19 protein-coding genes and 1 pseudogene are annotated in these 20,770 nt (G+C 68.6%); 9 read left to right on the top strand and 11 right to left on the bottom strand.

Features of this window, described 5'->3' with window-relative positions:
• Window positions 1-83: 83 nt before the first annotated feature.
• Together ahpF and ahpC are read right to left on the bottom strand one after the other, a co-directional pair.
• On the bottom strand, window positions 84-1,679 hold the full coding sequence (gene ahpF / locus D9R12_RS07775) for an alkyl hydroperoxide reductase subunit F (protein ID WP_014161434.1): 1,596 nt from the start codon (window positions 1,677-1,679) through the stop codon (window positions 84-86).
• Between the two features lie 159 nt (window positions 1,680-1,838).
• Window positions 1,839-2,399: an alkyl hydroperoxide reductase subunit C gene (gene ahpC, locus D9R12_RS07780; protein ID WP_014161433.1), complete on the bottom strand. Its 561-nt coding sequence runs from the start codon at window positions 2,397-2,399 to the stop codon at window positions 1,839-1,841.
• Window positions 2,400-2,628: 229 nt separating this feature from the next.
• Between ahpC and prmC the strand changes: the two genes are divergently transcribed.
• Both prmC and pip read left to right on the top strand, forming a co-directional pair.
• Window positions 2,629-3,477 carry a peptide chain release factor N(5)-glutamine methyltransferase gene (prmC, locus tag D9R12_RS07785; protein WP_122229944.1) on the top strand — a complete coding sequence of 283 codons (849 nt, stop codon included), beginning with the start codon at window positions 2,629-2,631 and terminating at the stop codon, window positions 3,475-3,477.
• 53 nt (window positions 3,478-3,530) lie between these two features.
• A complete protein-coding gene (gene pip, locus D9R12_RS07790) occupies window positions 3,531-4,472 on the top strand; it encodes a prolyl aminopeptidase (protein ID WP_122229594.1) in 942 nt (313 codons plus the stop codon).
• Window positions 4,473-4,515: 43 nt separating this feature from the next.
• Here the strand turns inward: pip and D9R12_RS07795 are convergent, their stop codons facing one another.
• From D9R12_RS07795 to D9R12_RS07815, 5 genes are all read right to left on the bottom strand, one after another.
• Window positions 4,516-5,382 carry a transglutaminase-like domain-containing protein gene (locus D9R12_RS07795; protein ID WP_122229596.1) on the bottom strand — a complete coding sequence of 289 codons (867 nt, stop codon included), beginning with the start codon at window positions 5,380-5,382 and terminating at the stop codon, window positions 4,516-4,518.
• A gap of 49 nt (window positions 5,383-5,431) precedes the next feature.
• Window positions 5,432-6,208 carry an N-formylglutamate amidohydrolase gene (locus tag D9R12_RS07800; RefSeq protein WP_122229598.1) on the bottom strand — a complete coding sequence of 259 codons (777 nt, stop codon included), beginning with the start codon at window positions 6,206-6,208 and terminating at the stop codon, window positions 5,432-5,434.
• A complete protein-coding gene (locus D9R12_RS07805) occupies window positions 6,201-6,752 on the bottom strand; it encodes an NUDIX hydrolase (RefSeq protein ID WP_014161428.1) in 552 nt (183 codons plus the stop codon). The genes D9R12_RS07800 and D9R12_RS07805 overlap by 8 nt, the downstream gene beginning before the upstream one ends.
• A gap of 4 nt (window positions 6,753-6,756) precedes the next feature.
• Complete coding sequence (locus tag D9R12_RS07810; RefSeq protein WP_122229600.1) at window positions 6,757-7,707, bottom strand: 5'-3' exonuclease; 951 nt, start codon at window positions 7,705-7,707, stop codon at window positions 6,757-6,759.
• A gap of 96 nt (window positions 7,708-7,803) precedes the next feature.
• Window positions 7,804-8,388, bottom strand: a complete 585-nt coding sequence (locus D9R12_RS07815; RefSeq protein ID WP_122229602.1) for a nitroreductase family protein — start codon at window positions 8,386-8,388, stop codon at window positions 7,804-7,806.
• Between the two features lie 328 nt (window positions 8,389-8,716).
• On the opposite strand from D9R12_RS07815, the gene D9R12_RS07820 reads away from it, so the two are divergent.
• Both D9R12_RS07820 and D9R12_RS07825 read left to right on the top strand, forming a co-directional pair.
• A complete protein-coding gene (locus tag D9R12_RS07820) occupies window positions 8,717-11,092 on the top strand; it encodes a DUF1631 domain-containing protein (RefSeq protein ID WP_122229604.1) in 2,376 nt (791 codons plus the stop codon).
• A gap of 273 nt (window positions 11,093-11,365) precedes the next feature.
• Window positions 11,366-12,460 carry an NAD(P) transhydrogenase subunit alpha gene (locus tag D9R12_RS07825; protein ID WP_014161424.1) on the top strand — a complete coding sequence of 365 codons (1,095 nt, stop codon included), beginning with the start codon at window positions 11,366-11,368 and terminating at the stop codon, window positions 12,458-12,460.
• A gap of 21 nt (window positions 12,461-12,481) precedes the next feature.
• Here the strand turns inward: D9R12_RS07825 and D9R12_RS07830 are convergent, their stop codons facing one another.
• Genes D9R12_RS07830 through D9R12_RS07840 form a run of 3 tightly spaced genes read right to left on the bottom strand, consistent with a single transcriptional unit; the run spans window position 12,482 to window position 13,886 of the window.
• Window positions 12,482-12,946 (bottom strand): DUF3106 domain-containing protein, encoded by a 465-nt coding sequence (locus D9R12_RS07830; RefSeq protein WP_014161423.1) that lies wholly within the window; start codon window positions 12,944-12,946, stop codon window positions 12,482-12,484.
• 5 nt (window positions 12,947-12,951) lie between these two features.
• Window positions 12,952-13,317, bottom strand: coding sequence for a hypothetical protein (locus D9R12_RS07835; RefSeq protein ID WP_014161422.1), 366 nt, complete (start codon window positions 13,315-13,317; stop codon window positions 12,952-12,954).
• Window positions 13,314-13,886, bottom strand: a complete 573-nt coding sequence (locus D9R12_RS07840) for an RNA polymerase sigma factor (protein WP_014161421.1) — start codon at window positions 13,884-13,886, stop codon at window positions 13,314-13,316. Before D9R12_RS07840 ends, D9R12_RS07835 begins: the two co-directional genes overlap by 4 nt.
• 136 nt (window positions 13,887-14,022) lie before the next feature.
• Here D9R12_RS07840 and D9R12_RS07845 point away from each other — a divergent pair, with 136 nt between their 5' ends.
• Window positions 14,023-14,322: an NAD(P) transhydrogenase subunit alpha part 2 gene (locus D9R12_RS07845; RefSeq protein ID WP_014161420.1), complete on the top strand. Its 300-nt coding sequence runs from the start codon at window positions 14,023-14,025 to the stop codon at window positions 14,320-14,322.
• Window positions 14,319-15,770: an NAD(P)(+) transhydrogenase (Re/Si-specific) subunit beta gene (locus tag D9R12_RS07850; protein ID WP_122229606.1), complete on the top strand. Its 1,452-nt coding sequence runs from the start codon at window positions 14,319-14,321 to the stop codon at window positions 15,768-15,770. The genes D9R12_RS07845 and D9R12_RS07850 overlap by 4 nt, the downstream gene beginning before the upstream one ends.
• A gap of 29 nt (window positions 15,771-15,799) precedes the next feature.
• On the opposite strand, the gene D9R12_RS07855 is transcribed toward D9R12_RS07850, so the two are convergent.
• Window positions 15,800-16,213 (bottom strand): hypothetical protein, encoded by a 414-nt coding sequence (locus tag D9R12_RS07855; RefSeq protein WP_147475065.1) that lies wholly within the window; start codon window positions 16,211-16,213, stop codon window positions 15,800-15,802.
• Window positions 16,214-16,390: 177 nt separating this feature from the next.
• On the opposite strand from D9R12_RS07855, the gene sufT reads away from it, so the two are divergent.
• From sufT to D9R12_RS07870, 3 genes and pseudogenes are all read left to right on the top strand, one after another.
• A complete protein-coding gene (sufT, locus tag D9R12_RS07860) occupies window positions 16,391-16,942 on the top strand; it encodes a putative Fe-S cluster assembly protein SufT (protein ID WP_014161417.1) in 552 nt (183 codons plus the stop codon).
• A gap of 130 nt (window positions 16,943-17,072) precedes the next feature.
• A complete protein-coding gene (locus tag D9R12_RS07865; RefSeq protein ID WP_122229610.1) occupies window positions 17,073-18,170 on the top strand; it encodes a branched-chain amino acid aminotransferase in 1,098 nt (365 codons plus the stop codon).
• A gap of 478 nt (window positions 18,171-18,648) precedes the next feature.
• Window positions 18,649-20,643 (top strand): annotated as a pseudogene (locus D9R12_RS07870) (S8 family serine peptidase); the annotation flags it as partial.
• Window positions 20,644-20,770: the final 127 nt, after the last annotated feature.

The following is a 20,770-nucleotide window of genomic DNA, read 5'->3' on the forward strand; positions in this document are numbered from 1 at the left end:
GACAAAGGTCGGCGTCCGGAAAAAACGCCCGCCGGGGACACCGACGGGCGTGGATCGACATCGTGGAAGAAGCCGGCGATGGATCAGGCCGCTTGCGCCTCGGCCACCGGCGCCTGGGCCGGCGCACTGTGGCGGATCAGGTGGTCGAAGGCGCTCAGCGCAGCCTTGGCGCCTTCGCCCATGGCGATCACGATCTGCTTGTAGGGCACCGTGGTGGCATCGCCGGCAGCGAACACACCCGGGACCGAAGTCTGACCGCGCTCGTCGATCACGATCTCCCCACGTGGGGACAGTTCAACCGTGCCCTTGAGCCATTCGGTGTTGGGCAGCAGGCCGATCTGCACGAAGATGCCTTCCAGCTCGATGGTGTGGCCGGTGTCGTTGGTGCGGTCGGTATAGGACAGGCCGGTGACCTTGCTGCCGTCGCCATGCACCTGCGTGCTCAACGCCGACAGCAGGATGGTCACGTTGGGCAGGCTGCGCAGCTTGCGTTGCAGGACCTCGTCGGCGCGCAGCTTGTGATCGAACTCGATCAGGGTGACGTGCCTGACCACGCCGGCAAGATCGATGGCCGCTTCCACCCCCGAATTGCCGCCGCCGATCACCGCCACGCGCTTGCCCTTGAACAGCGGACCGTCGCAATGCGGGCAGTAGGCCACGCCCTTGTTCCGGTACTGGTCCTCGCCGGGCACGTTCATCTGCCTCCAGCGCGCGCCAGTGGACAGGATCACGGTCTTGCCCTTGAGCGTGGCGCCGTTGGCCAGCTCGATCGAGATCAGGCCGTCGTCACCGGCCGGCACCAGCTTTTCGGCGCGCTGCAGGTTCATGATGTCCACCTCGTACTGGCGCACGTGGGCTTCCAGTGCCGCGGCCATCTTCGGCCCTTCGGTCTCCTGGACCGAGATGAAGTTCTCGATCGCCATGGTGTCCAGGACCTGGCCGCCGAAGCGCTCGGCCACCACCCCGGTGCGGATGCCCTTGCGCGCGGCGTAGATCGCCGCGGCCGCGCCAGCCGGGCCGCCGCCGACCACCAGCACCTCGAACGGGTCCTTGGCCGAGAGCTTCTTGGCCTCGCGCCTGGCCGCACCAGCGTCCAGCCGCCCGACGATCTCTTCCAGGGTCATGCGGCCCTGACCGAAGACCTCGCCGTTGAGGTAGACGGTGGGCACCGACATCACCTGGCGCTGCTCGACCTCTTCCGGGAACACCGCCCCGTCGATGGCCACGTGCTGGATGCGTGGATTCAGGACCGCCATCAGGTTCAGGGCCTGGACCACGTCCGGGCAGTTCTGGCAGCTCTGCGAGAAATAGGTCTCGAACCGGTAGTCGCCGTCCAGGCCCTGGATCTGCTCGATCGTGTCCGGCGCGGCCTTGGACGGATAACCGCCGACCTGCAGCAGGGCCAGCACCAGCGAGGTGAACTCGTGGCCCATCGGCAGGCCGGCAAAGCGCAGGTGGATGTCCTGGCCCGGCGAATTCAGTGCGAACGAAGGCGTGTGCGGATCGGCATTGCGCTGCTGGACCAGTGAGACCTGGTCGGACAGCTGCAAGATGTCCTCCAGCAGTTCCAGCATTTCCCTGGAGGTGGCCGAATCGTCCACCGAGGCCACGATTTCCACTGGTCGGGTCACGCGCTGCAGATAGGTCTTGAGCTGGGTCTTGAGGGTGTCGTCCAACATGTGGCGTCTCCTGATTTCGGGAACAGACAGGCCTGCCCGATGGGCAGAACGATGCGAGAAGCAAACCGCAAGCCACTTGGGCGTGCGCGAACGAAGCGGATTCCGGTTTGCCGCCGCTGCCTTCCCCGCACGCGGCGGGGAAGGCGGTCGGGCAGTGGATTAGATCTTGCCGACCAGGTCCAGCGAGGGCGCCAGGGTCTTGGCACCTTCCTTCCACTTGGCCGGGCACACCTCACCCGGATGGGAGGCCACGTACAGCGCGGCCTTGACCTTGCGCAGCGTCTCGGACGCATCGCGGCCAATGCCCTCGGCGGTGATTTCCACACCCTGGATCACGCCCTGCGGGTCGATGATGAAGGTGCCACGGTCGGCCAGCCCGGCCGGCCGCAGGACGTCGAAGTTCTTCGAGATCTGATGGGTCGGATCACCGATCATGGCGTACTTGATCTTGCCGATCGCCGCGGAGGTGTCGTGCCAGGCCTTGTGCGAAAAGTGGGTGTCGGTGGAGACCGAATAGACCTCCACGCCAAGCTTCTGGAATTCGGCGTAATGGTCGGCCAGGTCCTCAAGTTCGGTCGGGCAGACGAAGGTGAAGTCGGCCGGGTAGAAGGCGACCACGGACCACTTGCCCTTCAGGTCGGCATCGGAGACCTCGATGAACTCGCCATTCTTGTAGGCAGTGGCCTTGAACGGCAGGATTTCGGTGTTGATCACGGACATCGGTTCTTCCTCTTGGTGGATGGGTGGAGCGTTGGCGACCAGCCTAAGCAGCCATCGATGATTACTCAAATCGATTAACGAAATGGAGTCTATAGCGACAGGCTATCAATGGCCGGTTTGGCGCAATGCTAATGCAGCGCCTGTTGCGAGAACATCACGGGCCAGTGGCAAGGCCCGGGTCTTGACCACGCCGGACCGGGCGCGGCCGCGCAACCGCTACCATGGACCGATGGAAACGCAGCCACCCCCGCGTCTGGATGCGCTGCTGCGCCAGGGCGCAACGCAGCTGTCCACGCCGGAAGCGCGCCTGGAGGCCGAGCACCTGCTGCTGCATGTGTTGGGGCGCCAGCGCGCCTGGCTGTTCGCGCATGGCGCCGATCCGGCCGAGGCCGCCGTGCAGGCCGGGTTCGCGGCGCTGCTGGAGCGGCGCCGGCGCGGCGAACCGCTGGCCTACATCACCGGCCAGCGCGGCTTCTGGACGCTGGATCTGCAGGTCACGCCGGCCACGCTGATCCCGCGGGCCGACACCGAGCGCCTGGTCGAACTGGCGCTGGAGCGGCTGCCGCCTGGGCGTGCGCTGCAGGTGGCCGACCTGGGCACCGGCACTGGCGCGATCGCCCTGGCCATCGCCAGCGAACGCCCGCAGGCGCAGGTGCTGGCCACCGATGCCAGCGCCCAGGCGCTGGCCGTTGCCCGGGCCAACGCCAGGGCGCACGCGCTGGAGAACGTGGACTTCGCCTGCGGTGACTGGTTGGCGCCGCTGCAAGGCCGGCGCTTCGACCTCATCGCCAGCAATCCGCCCTACATCGCCGCTGGCGATGTGCACCTGGCGCAGGGCGATCTGCGCTTCGAGCCGGCCACGGCATTGGTGGCCGGCGGCGATGGCCTGGATGACATCCGCCGAATCATTGCACAGGCCCCGGCGCATCTGCTGCCAGGCGGCTGGCTGCTGCTGGAGCACGGCTTGGAGCAGGGCCAGGCGGTACGTGCACTGCTGATGCAGGCCGGCTTCGATGCGGTCCACACTGCGCAGGACATCGAACAGCGCGATCGGGTGACGCTGGCACGCATCGCCTGAGGTCGGTGAGGGGCCGGGTTAGACTGACCGCTCGTCCCTCACCGTCAGCTTTCATGCGCACCCTGTATCCCGCCATCGAACCCTTCGACGCCGGCCACCTGCGGGTCGATGACCGCCACGTGCTGTATTACGAGCAGTGCGGCAACCAGGACGGCAAGCCGGTGGTGATGCTGCATGGCGGACCGGGCGCGGGCTGCAGCCCGAAGATGCGCTGCTTCCATGATCCGGCCAAATACCGGATCGTGCTGTTCGACCAGCGTGGCTCGGGGCGCTCGCGTCCACACGCCGACCTGGTCGACAACACCACCTGGCACCTGGTGGCCGATATCGAAACGTTGCGCGCGCATCTGGGCATCCATGCTTGGCAGGTCTTCGGCGGCAGCTGGGGCTCGACCCTGGCCTTGGCCTACGCCCAGACCCATCCGCGCCGTGTCACCGAGCTGGTCCTGCGCGGCATCTTCATGCTGCGTCGTTGGGAGCTGGAATGGTTCTACCAGGAAGGCGCCAGCCGCCTGTTCCCCGACGCGTGGGAGCATTACATCCATGCAATCCCGCAGGTGGAGCGGGCGGACCTGATCTCGGCCTTCCACCGCCGCCTGACCAGCAATGATGCGCAGACCCGGCTGGCCGCGGCGCGCGCGTGGTCGGTGTGGGAAGGGGCGACCAGCTTCCTGCGGGTGGACGAGAACTTCGTCAGCGGTCACGAGGATGCGGAATTTGCGCTGGCCTTCGCCCGCATCGAAAACCACTACTTCGTCAATGGCGGCTTCTTCGAAGTGGAGGACCAGCTGCTGCGCGATGCACCCAGGATCGCCGACATCCCCGGCGTGATCGTGCACGGTCGCTACGATGTGGTGTGCCCGGTTGCCAACGCCTGGGACCTGCACAAGGCCTGGCCGAAGGCGCGGCTGCAGATCAGCCCGACCTCGGGGCATTCGGCGTTCGAGCTTGAAAACATCGATGCGCTGGTCCGCGCCACCGACGCGTTCGCCTGAGCGCAGCGATCCAGGCCGGCGCGCCAGCTCGGCATGGCCTGCCTCAGGCCAGCGGCGACAGCGACCCGGCGGGCGTGGCCTGCGGCCGCGGTGAGAGGGTCGGGTCGTCGGTCTGGTCGGTCCACACCAGGAACTTCTCCAGGGTGTGGGCGCCGAAGCTGTTGCTGATCGCCGCGTCGGCCGCATCGCGGCCGCGGGCGATCAGGACCCGGCCGATGCGCGGGACATTGTGGCGCGCATCGAAGGTGTACCACTGGCCGTCCAGGTAGGCTTCGAACCAGGCCGAGAAGTCCATCGGCGCATCCACTGGCGGTACCCCGATGTCGCCCAGGTAGCCGGTGCAGTAGCGCGCCGGGATGTTCATGCAGCGGCACAGGGCGATGGCCGAATGGGCGAAGTCGCGGCACACCCCGCGGCCTTCGCGCAGGGCCTGGACCGCGCCCTTGGTCGGGTTGGCGTGGGGGTAGCCGAACTCGATCTGCGAATGCACGTAGTCGCAGATTGCCTGGACCCGGTTCCAGCCGTTCGGCGCGCTGCCGAACAGGTCCCAGGCCATGCCCACCAGCTGGTCGGTCTCGCAATAGCGGCTGCCCAGCAGGAACACCAGGGCCTGGTCCGGCAGCTGATCCACCGGCACCTCGCGCGCCAGTGGCATGGTCAGGTCCTGCACCCCGCTGTCCTCCACCACAGCATCGGTGTACAGGGTGAACACGCCCGTGGGGGCGGTCAGGCGCGTACAGGTGTTGCCGAAGCTGTCGCGGTACTGGCGCATCGGCACCCCCGGCAGGGCGCGCAGTTCCTGGCCGATGACGATGTCGGTGCGGCGCGAATCGTGGATGTTCAGGGTCACCAGCATCGGCGTGGGCTGCGGCAGCCGGAAGGCGATCTCGTAACCCAGGCGGATCAACATGGTCTCGCCACGGTGCGGGAAGGTGCCACCGGTATACCACCCGGCAAACCTAGCGCTGCGTGAAGTGCGGCGCCAGTTGCATGAACAGGGTGGCCAGGCGCTGCGCCCAGGCGCTCTGGCCGGCGTCGTCGGCGATCAGGTCCTGGCGGATTTCCAGCTCCAGGTGCGGCAGGCCGCGGGCCTCGCCGTGAACCGGGATCGCGTAGTCGGTGGCGTCACTGACCGAGTAGGGTTCGTTGTCGCCCACGGTCAGGCCATCGGCCTCCAGCAGCGGCTTGAGCGCCATCGCCAGACGGTTGTCGTGCTGGTACAGCACCCCGGCGTGCCAGGGCCGCGCGGTTCCGGCGAACGCCGGGGTGAAGCTGTGCAGGGCGATCAGCAGCGTGGGTTGGCCGCGCGCGGCGCGCGCATCGAGCTGGGCGCCGATCGCCTCGTGGTACGGGGCGAAGATCTCCGCCACGCGCTGCGCGCGCTGGGCGCCACTTGCGGCCACGTTCGCCGCGATCTCGGTGCCGTCGCTGACCGCGGCGATCGAGCTGGGCGCGGTCAAGGGCCGGTTGCAGTCGATCACCAGGCGCGAATAGGTCTGCAGCACGGCGGTGGCATCCAGCAGCGCGGCCAGCTTGCGCGTGGTGCCGGCAACGCCGATGTCCCAGCCGATGTGGCGGTCCAGCTCGGCCTGGGTCAGGCCCAGCCGGTCCAGTGCGGCGGGCACGGCCTGGCCGGCGTGGTCGGCGATCAGCAGGAACGGCGAAGGCGCGCCAGGGCCGATCAGGGTGAACGGGGCCGGATCGTCCGGCCCCAGCAGCCGTCGTGTTTCAGACACGTGGGGTCCCGTCCAGGTGGTGCTCGATCATCCACAGGCCCGCCCACAGCTTGGCGTCGAGCTGATAGCCCTCGCCCAGCTTTTGCACCAGCCATGCCGCGGCCTTGGCGCGCGGGACTTCGTGCACGGTGATGTCCTCATCGCCATCGCCGCCGCCCTGGCCGACCTTGGTCAGGCCGGTGACCCGCACGAAGGCCACCCGCTCGCTGCTCGAGCCGGAGGACACCGGCCCGATCAGCAGCACTTCGGCGTGCTCGGCGGTCCAGCCGGTTTCTTCCTCCAGCTCGCGGACCGCCGACAGCTCGATCGATTCGTCCGCGTGGATGTCGCCGACCAGCCCGGCTGGCATCTCGATGGTGTTGGCCTGCAGCGGCACGCGGAACTGCTCGACGAAGACGATGTTGTCCTGCGGGGTGACTGCCAGGATGATCGCCGCCAGGCCGCCGGCATGGGCGCGCTCGGTGTATTCCCAGGTGCCGCGGCGGATCATGCGCAGGTACTTGCCGTCGTACATGACTTCAACGGGTTCGGTCTTGGAGCTCATGGGATCAGGCCGGTTGGTAGGAAGGGAAATGCGGCGCGTCGTCGTCCTGCGGCGGGGCCCAGGGTTGTTCCAGCCCGGCCGCGGTGCGCAGGCGCCGGCGCAGCGTGGGGCCCAGGCGCACCGCTTCGGCCAATGCATCGAGCATGTCGCCATCGGCCGGCGCGCGGGCGAAGCCCGGCACGCTGCCATCCAGCGGCGCATCCAGGGCGATGGTGGTCAGCTGGCGCCACAGCAGCGCGTGTTCGCGCTGTTCGCGCAGGCGCCTGGCCACCTGCGCCGCCCCGCGCATGCGCAGGAACGCGACTTCATCGCAGCGCGCCAGCAGGGCATCCAGGCTGCCGAAATGGGCCAGCAGGATCGCCGCGGTCTTGGCGCCGATGCCGGTGATGCCGGGGATGTTGTCGATCGCATCGCCGCACAGCGCCAGGTAGTCGGCGATCTGGTGCGCCTCCACGCCGTGCCGGCCCTTGACCCCGGTCATGCCCCAGCGCACGCCGCGGGCGAAATCCCACTGCTCGTCGTGTTCCCACAACAGCTGCGAGAGATCCTTGTCGGCCGAGACGATCACCCCGCGCAGGCCCAGCGGCCGCGCCGCATGCAGCGCGCTGCCGATCAGGTCGTCGGCTTCGTAATGCCGGTGGCCCAGCACGTTGAAGCCCAGTGCCGCGCACAGCGCCTTGCAATGGGCGAACTGGCGCCGCAGCTCGGCCGGCGCCGGTTCACGGTTGCCCTTGTAGGCCGGGTAGAGCGTGTGGCGGAAGCAGCTGTCCAGCGCCTCGTCGAAGGCCACCACGATGTGGCTGGGACGTTCGCGCTCGGCCAGCTCCACCAGGAACCGGGCAAAGCCGTGCACCGCGTTGGTCGGCCAGCCCTGGGCGTCGTGGAACTGGTCGGGCATCGAGTGCCAGGCGCGGAACACGTACAGGCTGGCGTCCACCAGATAGAGGTCCTTCATGGCCTGTGCCGACCGCCGCCGGTGGGTGTCACGCCACGCCCCGAAGGCACGCTGGGTTGGCTCTTGCAGCCCGGCCGGCCAAAGTCCGACAGGCGCCTAGGCACCGCCACCCACCCAGTCGCTCAGCAGCGCGGCCGGATCCGGGCGCTCGCGCTCGGGCATCTGCATCGCCGCGGTACCGATGTGGATGAAGCCGGCGATGCGTTCGTCCGGCCCCAGGCCCAGTTCGGTGCACACCACCGGGTCGGTGGCGGCCCAGCCGGTCAGCCACTGCGCACCGAAGCCGCAGGCCTGCGCAGCCTGGAGCAGGGCGAAGCACACGCTGCCAACAGTGAGCCATTGCTCTTCCAGCGGCACCTTGTGGCCTGGCTGCAGGCGCGCGACCACGGCCACGATGACCGGTGCGCTGGCAAAGCGGCCGCGCTCCTTCTCCACGGCCGAAGCCGACGCGGACGGATCCTTCTGCAGGGTGCGCCTGGCCAGCAGCTCACCCATCGCCGCGCGGGCATCGCCCTGGATGCGGATGAACCGGAACGGCACCAGCCTGCCGTGGTCCGGCACCCGGCTGGCGCTGCGCAGCATCTGCAGCAGGGTGGAGGTGTCCGGGCCTGGCTCGCGCAGCTGCCTGGAGGGCACCGAACGACGCTGGTCGAGGGCTTGCAGCAAGGTGGGGGTGGGCATGCCCCGCAGTTTAGCTGCTTGGCACATCATTTGAGGCCGTCACGCTGGGCACGCAGGCTCGGGATCATGCCGCTACGCGCGCAGGCGCCGTGCGCAGCGCTGCCACTGTGGCGTTGCGAGGCTCAAGCTGGCGTGGTGGTCCAGCCAGCCAGCGCGATATCCCTATGATGAGCGCTCGCACGGAACGTTCACCCGCGTTGTTTCGGCCAGGCGAGGGGGACTGCCAATTTCGTCACGGTTCATGGACCGCGCGATTCACTACGATGAATCCGCGGAACCTAGGGGCCGCATTTTCCCCGTTTGAACAGCCACGGACGCGCTCGCCGGTATGTCCTCATTCGTCGATCTCCAGCGCGGCCAGGGCCGCAATCTGCGTCTGCTCGAACAGGCCCGCAGCGCTGTGCTGCCTGCGCTGGTCACCGCGTTCGGCGATGCGCTGGGCAAGTTCGACGACGCGCTGTTCGACCGTGCCGAGCGCGCAGGCCCGGCCCAGATGGCGTTTCTTGACGGCATGCGCGAATTGCGCCGCCAGCGCGAACCGGCAACTGCGCGCTTCCGCCAGCACCTGGAAAAGGCCTGGCGCGCGCTGGAAGACGGCAAGCCGCTGTCGGTGGACACCGCGCTGACCGATCCCAACGTCACCGGCCTGAGCCTGTTGTCGGAAGCCGAGCTGGAATCGCGCCTGGCCGCGCGCAACCTGGCCAGCGTGGTCGGCCGCGACTGCCGCCAGGTGCTGAGCCACCTTGACCGCCGCCTGGGCATCATCGCCGCGGTGGGCGACCTGGATGCCGACCACAACCCGATTGGTCCCGAGCACGTCGGCGTGGCCATGCATGAGGCGTTCTCCGGCTGCGACTTCACCCTGGAAGTGCGCCTGACGGTGATCAAGCTGGGTGAGCGCGAGCTGGTGCCGCAGCTGGCGCGCATCTACGAAAGCCTGGACCGGATGCTGGTCCAGGCCGGGGTGATCGGCGAATTGCCGGCCGCGCGCCGGGTGGTGCCGCAGCGACCGAGCGCACCGCCGGCACAGATCCCCGGTCTGGAAGCGGTCGAAAGCCGACGCGCGCCGGACATGGGTCTGCCGGCCGGCAACGACGAGACCGGCATGCCGGCCTGGATGGCGCGCTTCGCCGAGCGCCTGGGCGGCAACGCCTGGCAGGGCAACGCCGATGCCGGTGGCTATGCGGGCGCCGGCTACGATCCTGCGCTGGGCGCCAACGCCCAGGGCGTGCTGCTTGAAGCGCTCCATCACCTGCTGCAGGAATCGCGCGGCCATCGCGGCGAACCGGCCGGCGGCTACGGCGAAGGCCAGGATCGCGGCGGCGGGCAGGGCGATGCGCGTTCGCTGTCAAAGCGCGAGATGCTCTCGGTGCTGTCGATGCTGCAGGCCACGCCCAGCGCCACCCTGCAGCGCGCCGCGGTGGGCAGCAGCGACGAATCCCTGGCCCAGCGCCTGAAGAGCGAAGTGCTCAACAGCGCCGGCCAGCTGGGCATGGAGCCGGGTACCACCAGGCTCTCGCCGGTGGACGAGGACGCCATCGACCTGGTCGGCATGTTGTTTGATGTGATGCTCGACGAGCGCGATCTTGAAATGCATTCGCGCGAGTTGATGGGCAAGCTGGTGGTGCCCTTCGTCAAGGTCGCGCTGCTGGACCGGCGCATGTTCGTGCAGAAGACCCATCCGGCGCGGCGCCTGCTCAACGTGCTGGCCGAGGCGTGCGAGGGCAACACCGGCGAAAGTGCGGCCGAGCGCGTGCTGATGGCCAAGGTCGAGGAAGTCGTCGACCGGCTGGTGGCCGAGTTCAACGAGAACCTGGCGATCTTCCTGACCCTGGAGGAGGAATTCCGGGATTTCCTCAACCAGCACAAGCGCCGCATCGAGATCGCCGAACGCCGCGCCACCGAGCTGCAGCGCGGCCAGGAGCGGCTGGAGGCGGCCCGCGCACGCGCCGCGGTCGAGCTGTCCAGGCGCCTGGAAGGGCGGCGCGTGCCGCAGACCATCGAGGATTTCCTGCGCCAGCCCTGGGCCCACCACCTGACCATGGCGCTGCTGCGCGAAGGCGAGGACAGCCAGATGGCGGCCAGCGCACTGGCCCTGGCCGATGGCGTGCTGCAGGAGCTGGCCGAGGCGCAGCGGCAGATCGTGGGCAAGCCGTGGCTGCAGGAATGGCGGCACGGCCTGATCAAGGTCTTCAGCAGCGTCGGGATGGGCGGCGAGGCCGCCGGTGCGGCGATCGACGCGCTGCACGACACCCTGCAGGCGGTGTCGGTTTCGCGACCGGACCTGGAACGCGCGCTTCCGGATTTGCCGCCGGTGGCCGAACCGGCCGCCCGGGCCGCCGCCGCGCAGGCGCCGAACCTGGAACTGATCGGCGGCACCGATGCGCTGGATTTCGACAGCGCCGATGCCGAGCATTTCCGCACGCTGCCGATCGGCACCTGGCTGGATTTCGTGGACAAGGACAACAAGGTCCAGGCCGGCAAGCTGTCGTGGGTGAGCCCGATCTCCTCGCGGCTGCTGTTCGTCAACCGGCGCGGCGTGCGCTTCTGCGTGGCCTCGGCCGAGGAGCTGGCGGTCATGGTGCGGCTGGGCCGACTGCGCCGGCATCGGCACGAGGACGCCTTCGACAGCGCCATGCAGGGCGTCATCGATCGCCTGGACGGGATCAACCGGCCGCCGGCCACGCCGTTGTCGGACGGGTGAAGGGTTCTCGTCATCGCGCGTGCGGCCCCCGCCGGCCGCGCTGGAGTGGGCCCGGCAGCCGGTTCTGTTTGCTAGCAGTCTGTCGGACTTTGGTCGGCCGGGCTGCGAATCCGCCTGTGCGGTCCATCTTTCCGCCGCTTCTTGGCCCATAGCACCACTATGGGCCGGCGAACCGTCGAAAATCTGACCTCGCACAGCCGAATTCTCGCCTCGACCACCAAAGCCCGACAGGCTGCTAGCATCGCCGCTGTTTGGATAGCAGGCGGATCGGGCATGACGGTCGAGGTGCGGGTGGTGCGGGAAACGGCAGCAGGCGAGCGCCGCGTGGCCGCCGTTCCGGAAACCGTGAAAAAGCTCATGGCCGCCGGTGCCGCCGTCCAGGTGGAAGCCGGGGCGGGCGCCGCGGCCGGCTTCACCGACCAGGCCTATCTGGATGCCGGTGCCAGCATCGTCGCGCCGGCCACGCCGGTGGCCGGTGGCCTGGTGTTGTGCGTGCAGTGCCCACCCGCCGCAGCGTTGGCCGGGTACCCGGCCGGCACCGTGCTGGTCGGCAGCCTGCATCCGCAGGCCGACGCCGCCCGCGCGCAGGCACTGACCGCGGCCGGGGTGGTGGCCTTTCCACTGGAACGCCTGCCGCGCACGACCCGGGCGCAGGCGATGGACGTGCTCAGCTCGCAGGCCGCCATGACCGGTTACAAGGCGGTACTAATCGCCGCCGAACTGACCCCGCGGTTCTTTCCGATGCTGACCACCGCGGCCGGTACCATCCGTCCGTCCAGGGTGTTGATCGTCGGCGCCGGCGTGGCCGGCCTGCAGGCGGTGGCCACGGCCAAGCGCCTGGGCGCGCAGGTCGAGGGCTTCGACGTGCGCCCGGAGACGCGCGAGCAGATCGAATCGCTGGGCGGCAGGTTCCTGGACCTGGGCGTGAGCGCGGTGGGCGAGGGCGGCTATGCGCGCGCCCTGACCGAGGATGAGCGTGCCGAACAGCAGCGGCGTCTGGCCGAGCACCTCAAGGGCGTGGACACCATCGTCTGCACCGCCGCGGTACCGGGCCGGCCGGCACCGAAGATCATCACCGCCGCGATGGTGGCCGGGATGAAGCCCGGCAGCGTGATCGTGGACCTGGCCGCCGAAACCGGCGGCAACTGCGAACTGACCCAGCCGGGCCAGACCATCACCTCGGCCAACGGCGTCACCCTGGCCGGTCCGCTCAATCTGGCCAGCATGGGCGCGGTCCACGCCAGCGAGATGTTCGCGCGCAACGTCTACAACTTCGTCGTGCTGTTCCTCAAGGACGGCGCGCTGTCCTTCGACTGGGAAGACGAACTGCTGGCCAGGACCCGCTGGCAGGCCGACGCCGCCGCCTGATCCGGCAGCGCGGCCCGGGGTTCAATCCGGGTCGTCGTCCTTCATCGGCGGGTGCGTGCGCACCCACTCCTGGCGCTGCTGCGGGGTCATGTTCTTCCAGGCATCGCGCAGCTGCTTGCGCTGCGACGGCGGCAGCGTGTGCATGTGGTCGAACAAGGCGCGGGCTTGCTGGCGCTGTTGCGGGCTCATGCCCTGGTAGCGGTGCACGCCCTGGCGGGCCTGCGTGCGTTGCTGCGGGGTCATCTCATGCCAGCGCTGGGCGTGCTCCATGATCCGTGCACGCTGGCCGGGATCGGCGTTCCAGCGCTCGCGCAACGGGGCGACCAGCAGCTCGCGCTGCGCGGGGCTGAGCTGATCCCACGCCGGCCACTGCGCTTGCCGGTCGGGCACTTGTGGCGGTGCTTGCGGACGCTGCTGCTGCGCCCACGCGGGCCAGGCCAGGGCGGCGAGCAGCACCGGCACGATCAGTCGGCAAGAGGCGCGCATGGGGGTCATTCCATCGCCAGCCAGGCATCCGAGCCCAGCCAGAGGTAAAGGTCGGGGTTCTGGTCCAGCACCTCGGCGGTGCTGACGAAGGCATCGGCCTCATCGGCGCGCGGCAGCGCGGCGATGGTCGGCATCTGGCCTGCCGGCGCGCCGTGCTGGCGCGGCGGCAGCAGCTGGCTGGCGGCCAGCACCGCCAGCAGCATGGTGCAGGCCGTCGCGCCCAGCCAGGTCAAGCTGCGGCTGCGGCGCGCGCCCTGGCCCGAGGCCTGGCGCGCATTGCGCAGCCGCGCCAGGGTCTGCGGCGAGAGCGAGGCCAGCGATGCCGCGTGCAGCTGGCGGGCGTGGCGGTCGAAATCGGATGGGGAGCTCACCGGAAATCCTCCAGCTGTTTTTGCAGGGCATCGCGCGCGCGCGAAAGATGGGTCTTGACCGAGCCTTGCGAACAGCCCATCGCCAGAGCGGTCTGGGCCACGTCCAGCTCCTCCAGCACGCGCAAGCTAAAGGCCTCGCGCTGGCGGGCGGGCAGGCCGCGCAGGGCCTGGACCAGCTTGCCGTAGGCTTCGCGCTGGTCGTGGCGGCCGGACGGGCCCGGCGCGGTATCGGCCCAGTCGAGCAGGCTGTCCTGGTTGCGTTCGCCGGCTTGCAGCATCCAGCGCAGCCGGAAATTGCCGCGCCGTTGCAGGTCGATGATCCGCCGGCGCAGGATGCGCCAGAACAGCGGCGTCCACTCCGCGGCCGGTTTGCCGGCATAGCCCAGCATCCTGATCATCGCGTCCTGGACCGCATCCAGTGCATCTTCGCGGCTGCGCAGGCCAGCTTCGGCGAAGCGGAATGCGCGCGTGGAGACACCGGCCAGGAACGCCTCCATCGACGCGGGCACGGCGGCGGCAGTGGTGTCGGGGTCATGCGGCGGATCAGGCAGGAGCGGACTCACCAGCACAGCTTAGCCATGACAAAGGGGAAGACTGCTGCAAACGCACCAGTGGAGCCACGGTTGACCCCGGTCTCAAGCCAGTCAGGCCGCGGTTATGATGCCGCCCCGGGTCCGCACCGGCTTTGCACAGGGAAACAGGTCCATGAACGACGGCTTCGTTGCGCTGTATATCTTCATGCTGGCGGCCATCGCCGGCCACGTCATCATCTCGCGGGTGCCGGTGATCCTGCATACGCCACTGATGTCCGGTTCCAATTTCATCCACGGCATCGTGCTGATCGGTGCGATGGTGGTGCTTGGCCATGCCGACACGACGGTGGAAAAGGCCCTGGGCTTCATCGCGGTGCTGCTGGGCGCCGGCAACGCCGCCGGCGGCTACGTGGTGACCGAGCGGATGCTGGAGATGTTCAAGTCCAGCAAGAAGCCGGAGGCACACAAGTGAACCTGACCACCGTGCAACTGCTGGATTGGCTGGTCAGCGCCAGCTACCTGGTGGCTGCCACGCTGTTCCTGCTGGGCCTGCAGCGCATGGCCTCGCCCAGGACCGCGCGCAGCGGCATTGGCTGGGCCGGCGCCGGCATGCTGGTGGCGACCGTGGCCACCTTCTTCCTGCCGGGGCTGGACAACATCGCGCTGATTCTGGTGGCCATCGTGATCGGCGTCGGCGCGGCCTGGGTGTCGGCCAGACGGGTTGCCATCACCGACATGCCGCAGATGGTGGCCCTGTACAACGGCATGGGCGGCGGCTCGGCCGCGGCGATTGGCGCAGTGGAACTGCTGCGGTTGTCGTTCCTGCTCAATCGCGACACCAGCAACTGGAGCCAGGCCGCGATCGCCGCCCTGGCCGCGCGCCATCCCGGCGCGATCACCCTGGCGCTGGCGGTGATCGGCTCGGCCATCGGCGCGGTGTCGCTGTCCGGCTCGGTGATCGCCTGGGCCAAGCTGGACGGGCGCCTGGACAGGCGGGTGACCTTCCCCGGCCAGCAGCTGTTCAACCTGGCTGTGGCGGCGGCGTTGGTCGTGCTGGGCATCTGGGCGGCGGTGTCGCTTGACCCGGTGGCGATCGTGGCGTTCTTCGTCGTGGCGCTGGCCCTGGGCGTGCTGATGACCCTGCCGATCGGGGGTGCGGACATGCCGGTGGTGATCTCGCTGTACAACGCCTTCACCGGCCTGGCGGTGTCCTTCGAAGGCTACGTGCTGGGCAACCAGGCGCTGATCATCGCCGGCATGATGGTCGGCGCGGCCGGCATCCTGCTGACCCGGCTGATGGCCAAGGCGATGAACCGCCCGGTCACCGGCGTGCTGTTCTCCAACTTCGGCGGTGGCGGCACCGCGGCGCAGATCAGCGGGTCGCAGAAACCGATCGAGGCCGGCGATGCGGCTGCGATGATGGCCTATGCCGAGCGCGTGGTGATCGTGCCCGGCTACGGCATGGCCGTGGCCCAGGCCCAGCACAAGATCTGGGAGCTGGCCCAACGCCTGATCGAGCGCGGGGTCAAGGTGAAGTTTGCCATTCACCCGGTCGCCGGGCGCATGCCCGGCCACATGAACGTGCTGCTGGCCGAAGCGGGCGTGCCGTACGACCTGATCGCCGACATGGACGACATCAATCCTGAGTTCGCCAATACCGACGTGTCGCTGGTGATCGGCGCCAACGATGTGGTCAACCCGGTCGCCAGGACCGATCCGGGCAGCCCGATCTATGGCATGCCGATCCTGGACGTTGTGAACAGCAAGAACACCATCGTGATCAAGCGTGGCAAGGGCACCGGTTTTGCCGGCATCGAAAACGCCCTGTTCTACGCCGACAACACCCACATGCTGTACGGCGACGGGGCCGAGATGGCCGGCGCGCTGGTCAGCGAACTCAAGGCCCTGGACGCAGCGTAGGGCGGGTCTTGACCCGCCACCTGCGACCTTCAGCGCGCAGCAATGGCCGCGACAACCAACCCAAGCGCCAGCAGCACGTAGTCCAGCGGCGCGGTGGCCAGGCCGAGCAGGGTCAGAGCCAGGTGGGCGCCCAGCTTCACCGCTGATTCCTGCGGCGTCACACCCATGGTGGCGCCCATCTGCAGCACCACGATCCCCCAGTTGGCCCAAGCCACGCCGATGGCGGTGAACGCCACGGCCCACAGCATGCGGGCGGTGCCGCGGGCCATGCCGCCCAGGCGCAGCGACAGTGCCGCTGTCACCCCCAGCACCAGCGCCATCCACGCGCACTGCGAGCCCAGATAAAAGGCCAGCCGGATCCAGATCAGGGACTGCAGCAGGCCCAGCAGGACGAACAGGGACAGCGCGCTGAGGGGGGGGAATCGGGGGGAGGTCGCGGGCATCGGCGGCAAACGGGGGACAATCGGACAAGGATACCGCCCCAGGCCGGGCGCATTGGTGCCCAGGTCATGTCGCAGCGCCAGCTGCAACGCTGTGGGGCGCTGCATGGGCGGCGGCGGGCCGGTGGGCCCGGTAGAATGCGCGCTTGCCTTGCCTCCGCGCGTCCCCATCTCTTGCCCATGTACTCAAGCAGCAGCGAACCGGTCCAGTTCGAGCGTGATTGCGCCGCCGTCATGGTGCCCGCCGGTGTCAGCGTGAACCTGCCGGCCGGCACTTACGGCTACATCACCCAGGCCCTGGGCGGCAGCTACACCGTGTTCGTGGAAGGCAACCTGTTCCGGATCGCGGGCAAGGATGCCGATGCCCTGGGCAAGGAGCCGGCCGAGCCGCTGGCGCTGGACGAGAACGCCAGCGATGCACAGGTCGAGGAGCTGGTCTGGCAACAGCTGCGCACCTGCTTCGATCCGGAGATCCCGTTCAACATCGTCGATCTGGGCCTGGTGTACGAGGTGGACATGGACCACCGCGACGACGGCCAGCGCCGGGTGGGGGTGAAGATGACACTGACCGCGCCGGGCTGCGGCATGGGCGAGATCCTGGTCGATGACGTGCGCAGCAAGCTGGAGATGATCCCCACCATCGCCCAGGCCGACGTCGAGCTGGTGTTCGATCCGCCATGGAGCCCGCGCATGATGTCCGAAGCGGCGCGTCTGGAAACGGGCATGCTCTGAAAAAGCCGCAGGCCCCGCCGATGCGCCACGTGCGCACAGGCGCGCGCTACGCCGCGGTCGAACTGGGTGAACCGCACGCCGCTGGGCGCTATCCTTGCCGGGTTTTGTCATTCATGCAGGTATGCGGTCCATGTCCTCCTCGTCCTTGGTTTTCACCGTCCAGCCCTCCGGCAATCCCCGCAGCAGCGCCGAACGCGAACGGATCCTCTCCGCGCCGGGGTTCGGCACGCGCTTCACCGACCACATGGTGGCCATCACCTGGGACCGCGACCACGGCTGGCATGACGCCCAGGTCCGGCCCTATGGCCCGCTGCAGCTGGATCCGGCAGCGGCAGTCCTGCACTACGGCCAGGAGGTCTTCGAAGGCATCAAGGCCTATCGCCACGAGGATGGCTCGATTTGGACCTTCCGCCCCGACGCCAATGGCGCGCGCCTGCAGCGTTCGGCCAGGCGCCTGGCGCTGCCGGAGCTGCCAGTGGCGCTGTTCGTCGAATCGCTGCGCCAGCTGATCGCCGTGGATGGCCCCTGGGTGCCCTCGGCGCCGGAGACCAGCCTGTACTTGCGCCCGTTCATGATTGCCGATGAGGCCTTCCTGGGCGTGCGCGCGGCGCAGAAGGCCTCGTACTACGTGATCGCCAGCCCGGCCGGCCCATACTTTGCCAAGGGCGTGGCGCCAGTGTCGATCTGGCTGTCCACCGACTATGCGCGCGCAGCCAAGGGCGGCACCGGCGCGGCCAAGTGCGGTGGCAACTACGCCGCCTCGCTGCTGCCCCAGCAGATTGCCGCCGAGCACGGCTGCTCGCAGGTGCTGTTCCTGGACCCGGTCGAAGGCAAATACATCGAGGAGCTGGGCGGCATGAACGTGTTCCTGGTCTACCAGGACGGCACCCTGGTGACTCCGGCGCTGTCGGGCAGCATCCTGGAAGGCATCACCCGCGAGAGCATCCTGCAACTGGCCCGCGACCGCGGCATGCAGGTGCAGGAACGCAAGATCGCCATCGAGGAATGGAAGGACGGGGTGGCCTCGGGCCAGATCGCCGAGGCCTTCGCCTGCGGCACTGCGGCGGTGATCACCCCGATCGGCCAGCTGAAGGGCGAGGGCTTCGCGGTTGGCGATCTGGGCGCGCCTGTGGGCGAGGTGACCATGGCCCTGCGCAAGGAGCTGACCGACATCCAGTACGGCCGTCTGCCCGATCGCCACGGCTGGCTGGTGCGCCTGGACGGTTGAGGCCGCCGGCGCTGGCTTCCAGCGCGTGGCGTGGATGGCTCCCGCCCGGCTTCAAGGCCGGGCATTCCTGTTTCGCCCGGATTGCTGCAGGGCGCTTGTCCGCTCCTCGGAGTGTCTGAAACGCGTGTGGGTGACCTGACAGGGGGGTCCTTGCGGCGATGGCACTCGGGGGACTGCGGGATAAAAATGGGTGAGCTGGGCTCGTGCGCCGCGGCGACCAGCCCGAATGCGGCACCATTGGTGATGTTCGTCACTAATCTGGAATCTTGTGACGTCCTTGGTCACAAACTGACATGGGACCGTGTCCGGGCTTTGATTCGTTCGGTTAAGTTCTGGTCAGGTTCGGTGCAACGCCGGACCGCATCCCCCGGAGATCGCAGCCGCACAACAACCAGACCGTCCCCCGACGCCATGTCGTGGGCGATTTCCGGGTCTTCCCGCATGAAGCGGGGTCACACCATCCAGAGGTGAAGTCGAGATGTCCGATGTTTCCAAGCGTCGTTTGCGCCTGCATTCGCTGGCCGCCGCCACGGTGGTCGCGTTGTCCGCGCTGAGTGCAGCCCCGGCCATGGCCGCAGGGCGCGTGGACCTGAGCGGTCTGCAATCTCCCGAGCAGCACAGCTTCGACCGTTTCATCGTGAAGTACCTGGACAACAGCGCGCCGCACGCCAACGCCACGGCGCTGAGCCAGTCCCTGGCCTCTGCGGCGCGCGTGGTGCCCAGCGCGCAGGGACGCGCGCTGGGCGTGCAGCGGTTGCGCCGCACCGCGGTCGGCTCGGATGTGGTGGTGGCCGACCGCAAGCTGGACCGGGTGGAAGCCGAGACCCTGATGCGCCAGATCGCGGCCGACCCCAATGTGGACTATGTCGAGGTCGACAAGCTCAACCATGCCTACCTGACGCCCAACGACACCAATTTCTCCCAGCAGTGGGACCTGGGGACCGGGGCAGGTGGCATGTACGCAACCACCGCATGGGATGTGACCAACGGCAGCGGCACGGTGGTGGCCGTGCTCGATACCGGCATCACCTCGCACTCGGACCTCAACGCCAACGTGCTGCCGGGCTACGACTTCATCGTTGATACGTTCGTGTCCAACGATGGCAACGGACGCGACGCCGATGCATCCGACCCGGGCGATGCATATGCGGCCAACGAATGCGGCAGCGGCATCGGCGCATCGGACTCCAGCTGGCATGGCACCCACGTGGCCGGCACCGTCGCCGCGGTCACCAACAACAGCAAAGGCGTGGCCGGCATCGCCTATGGCGCCAAGGTCGTGCCGGTGCGCGTGCTGGGCAAGTGCGGCGGCTACGACTCGGACATCGCCGACGCGATCATCTGGGCCTCCGGGGGCACGGTCAGCGGCGTACCGGCCAATTCCAATCCGGCCGAGGCGATCAACCTGAGCCTGGGTGGCAGCGGCGCCTGCGGCAGCACGACCCAGGCGGCGATCAACGGTGCGGTCTCGCGCGGCACGACCCTGGTGATCGCCGCGGGCAATGACAACACCAACGTCTCCAACGCCAGCCCGGCCAACTGCAACAACGTGGTCGCGGTCGGCGCCACCACCAACACCGGCGCGCGCGCCAGCTATTCCAACTATGGATCGCTGGTGGACCTCGCCGCGCCGGGCTCGGGCATCCTGTCCACGCTCAATTCCGGCACCACCACTCCGGGTTCGGAAAGCTACGCGTCCTACAGCGGCACCTCGATGGCCACCCCGCACGTGGCTGCAGTCGTGGCGTTGATGCAGTCGGTGGCCGCCACGCCGCTGACCCCGGCGCAGGTCGAGTCGACCCTCAAGAGCAGCGCACGCGCCTTCCCGTCCACACCTTCGCAGCCGATCGGCGCCGGCATCCTGCAGGCGCGCGCGGCAGTGGACGCGGCCGGCGGCGGAGGGGGCGCCAATGTCGCGCCAGTGGCCAACTTCAGCTCCAGCGTCAACGGGCTGACGGTGGCCTTCACCGACACCTCCACCGACAGCGATGGTTCGATCGCCTCGCGCAGCTGGAGCTTCGGCGATGGCACCACCTCGACCGCGGCCAACCCGTCCAAGACCTACAGCGCCGCCGGCACCTACACCGTCTCGCTGACGGTGACCGACAACGCCGGGGCCACCAATACCAAGACCGCCTCGGTCACGGTGGCCTCAAGCGGCGGCGACAGCACGGTGCTGACCAACGGGGTGCCCAAGACCGGGCTGGGTGCGGCGACCGGCACCTCGCTCAACTTCACCATCGCGGTGCCGGCCGGCGCCTCCAACCTGGTGATCGCCACCTCCGGCGGCACCGGCGATGCAGACCTGTATGTCAAGGCCGGCAGCGCGCCGACCGACACCTCCTACGACTGCCGTCCGTACACGTCGGGCAATGCCGAAACCTGCACCATCGCCAGTCCGGTGGCCGGGACCTACTACGTGCGCCTGAAGGCGTATTCGACCTTCGCCGGCCTGAGCCTGACCGGCAGCTACAGCACCGGTGGCGGCACCAGCCAGACCTACAGCAACACCACCGACGTGACCATCGGCGACAACGCCACGGTCAGCAGCACCATCAACGTGTCCGGCCGCAGCGGCAACGCAGGCAGCAGCGTGCCGG

It is taken from the genome of Pseudoxanthomonas spadix (genome assembly GCF_003703395.1).
GTDB lineage: Bacteria > Pseudomonadota > Gammaproteobacteria > Xanthomonadales > Xanthomonadaceae > Pseudoxanthomonas_A > Pseudoxanthomonas_A spadix.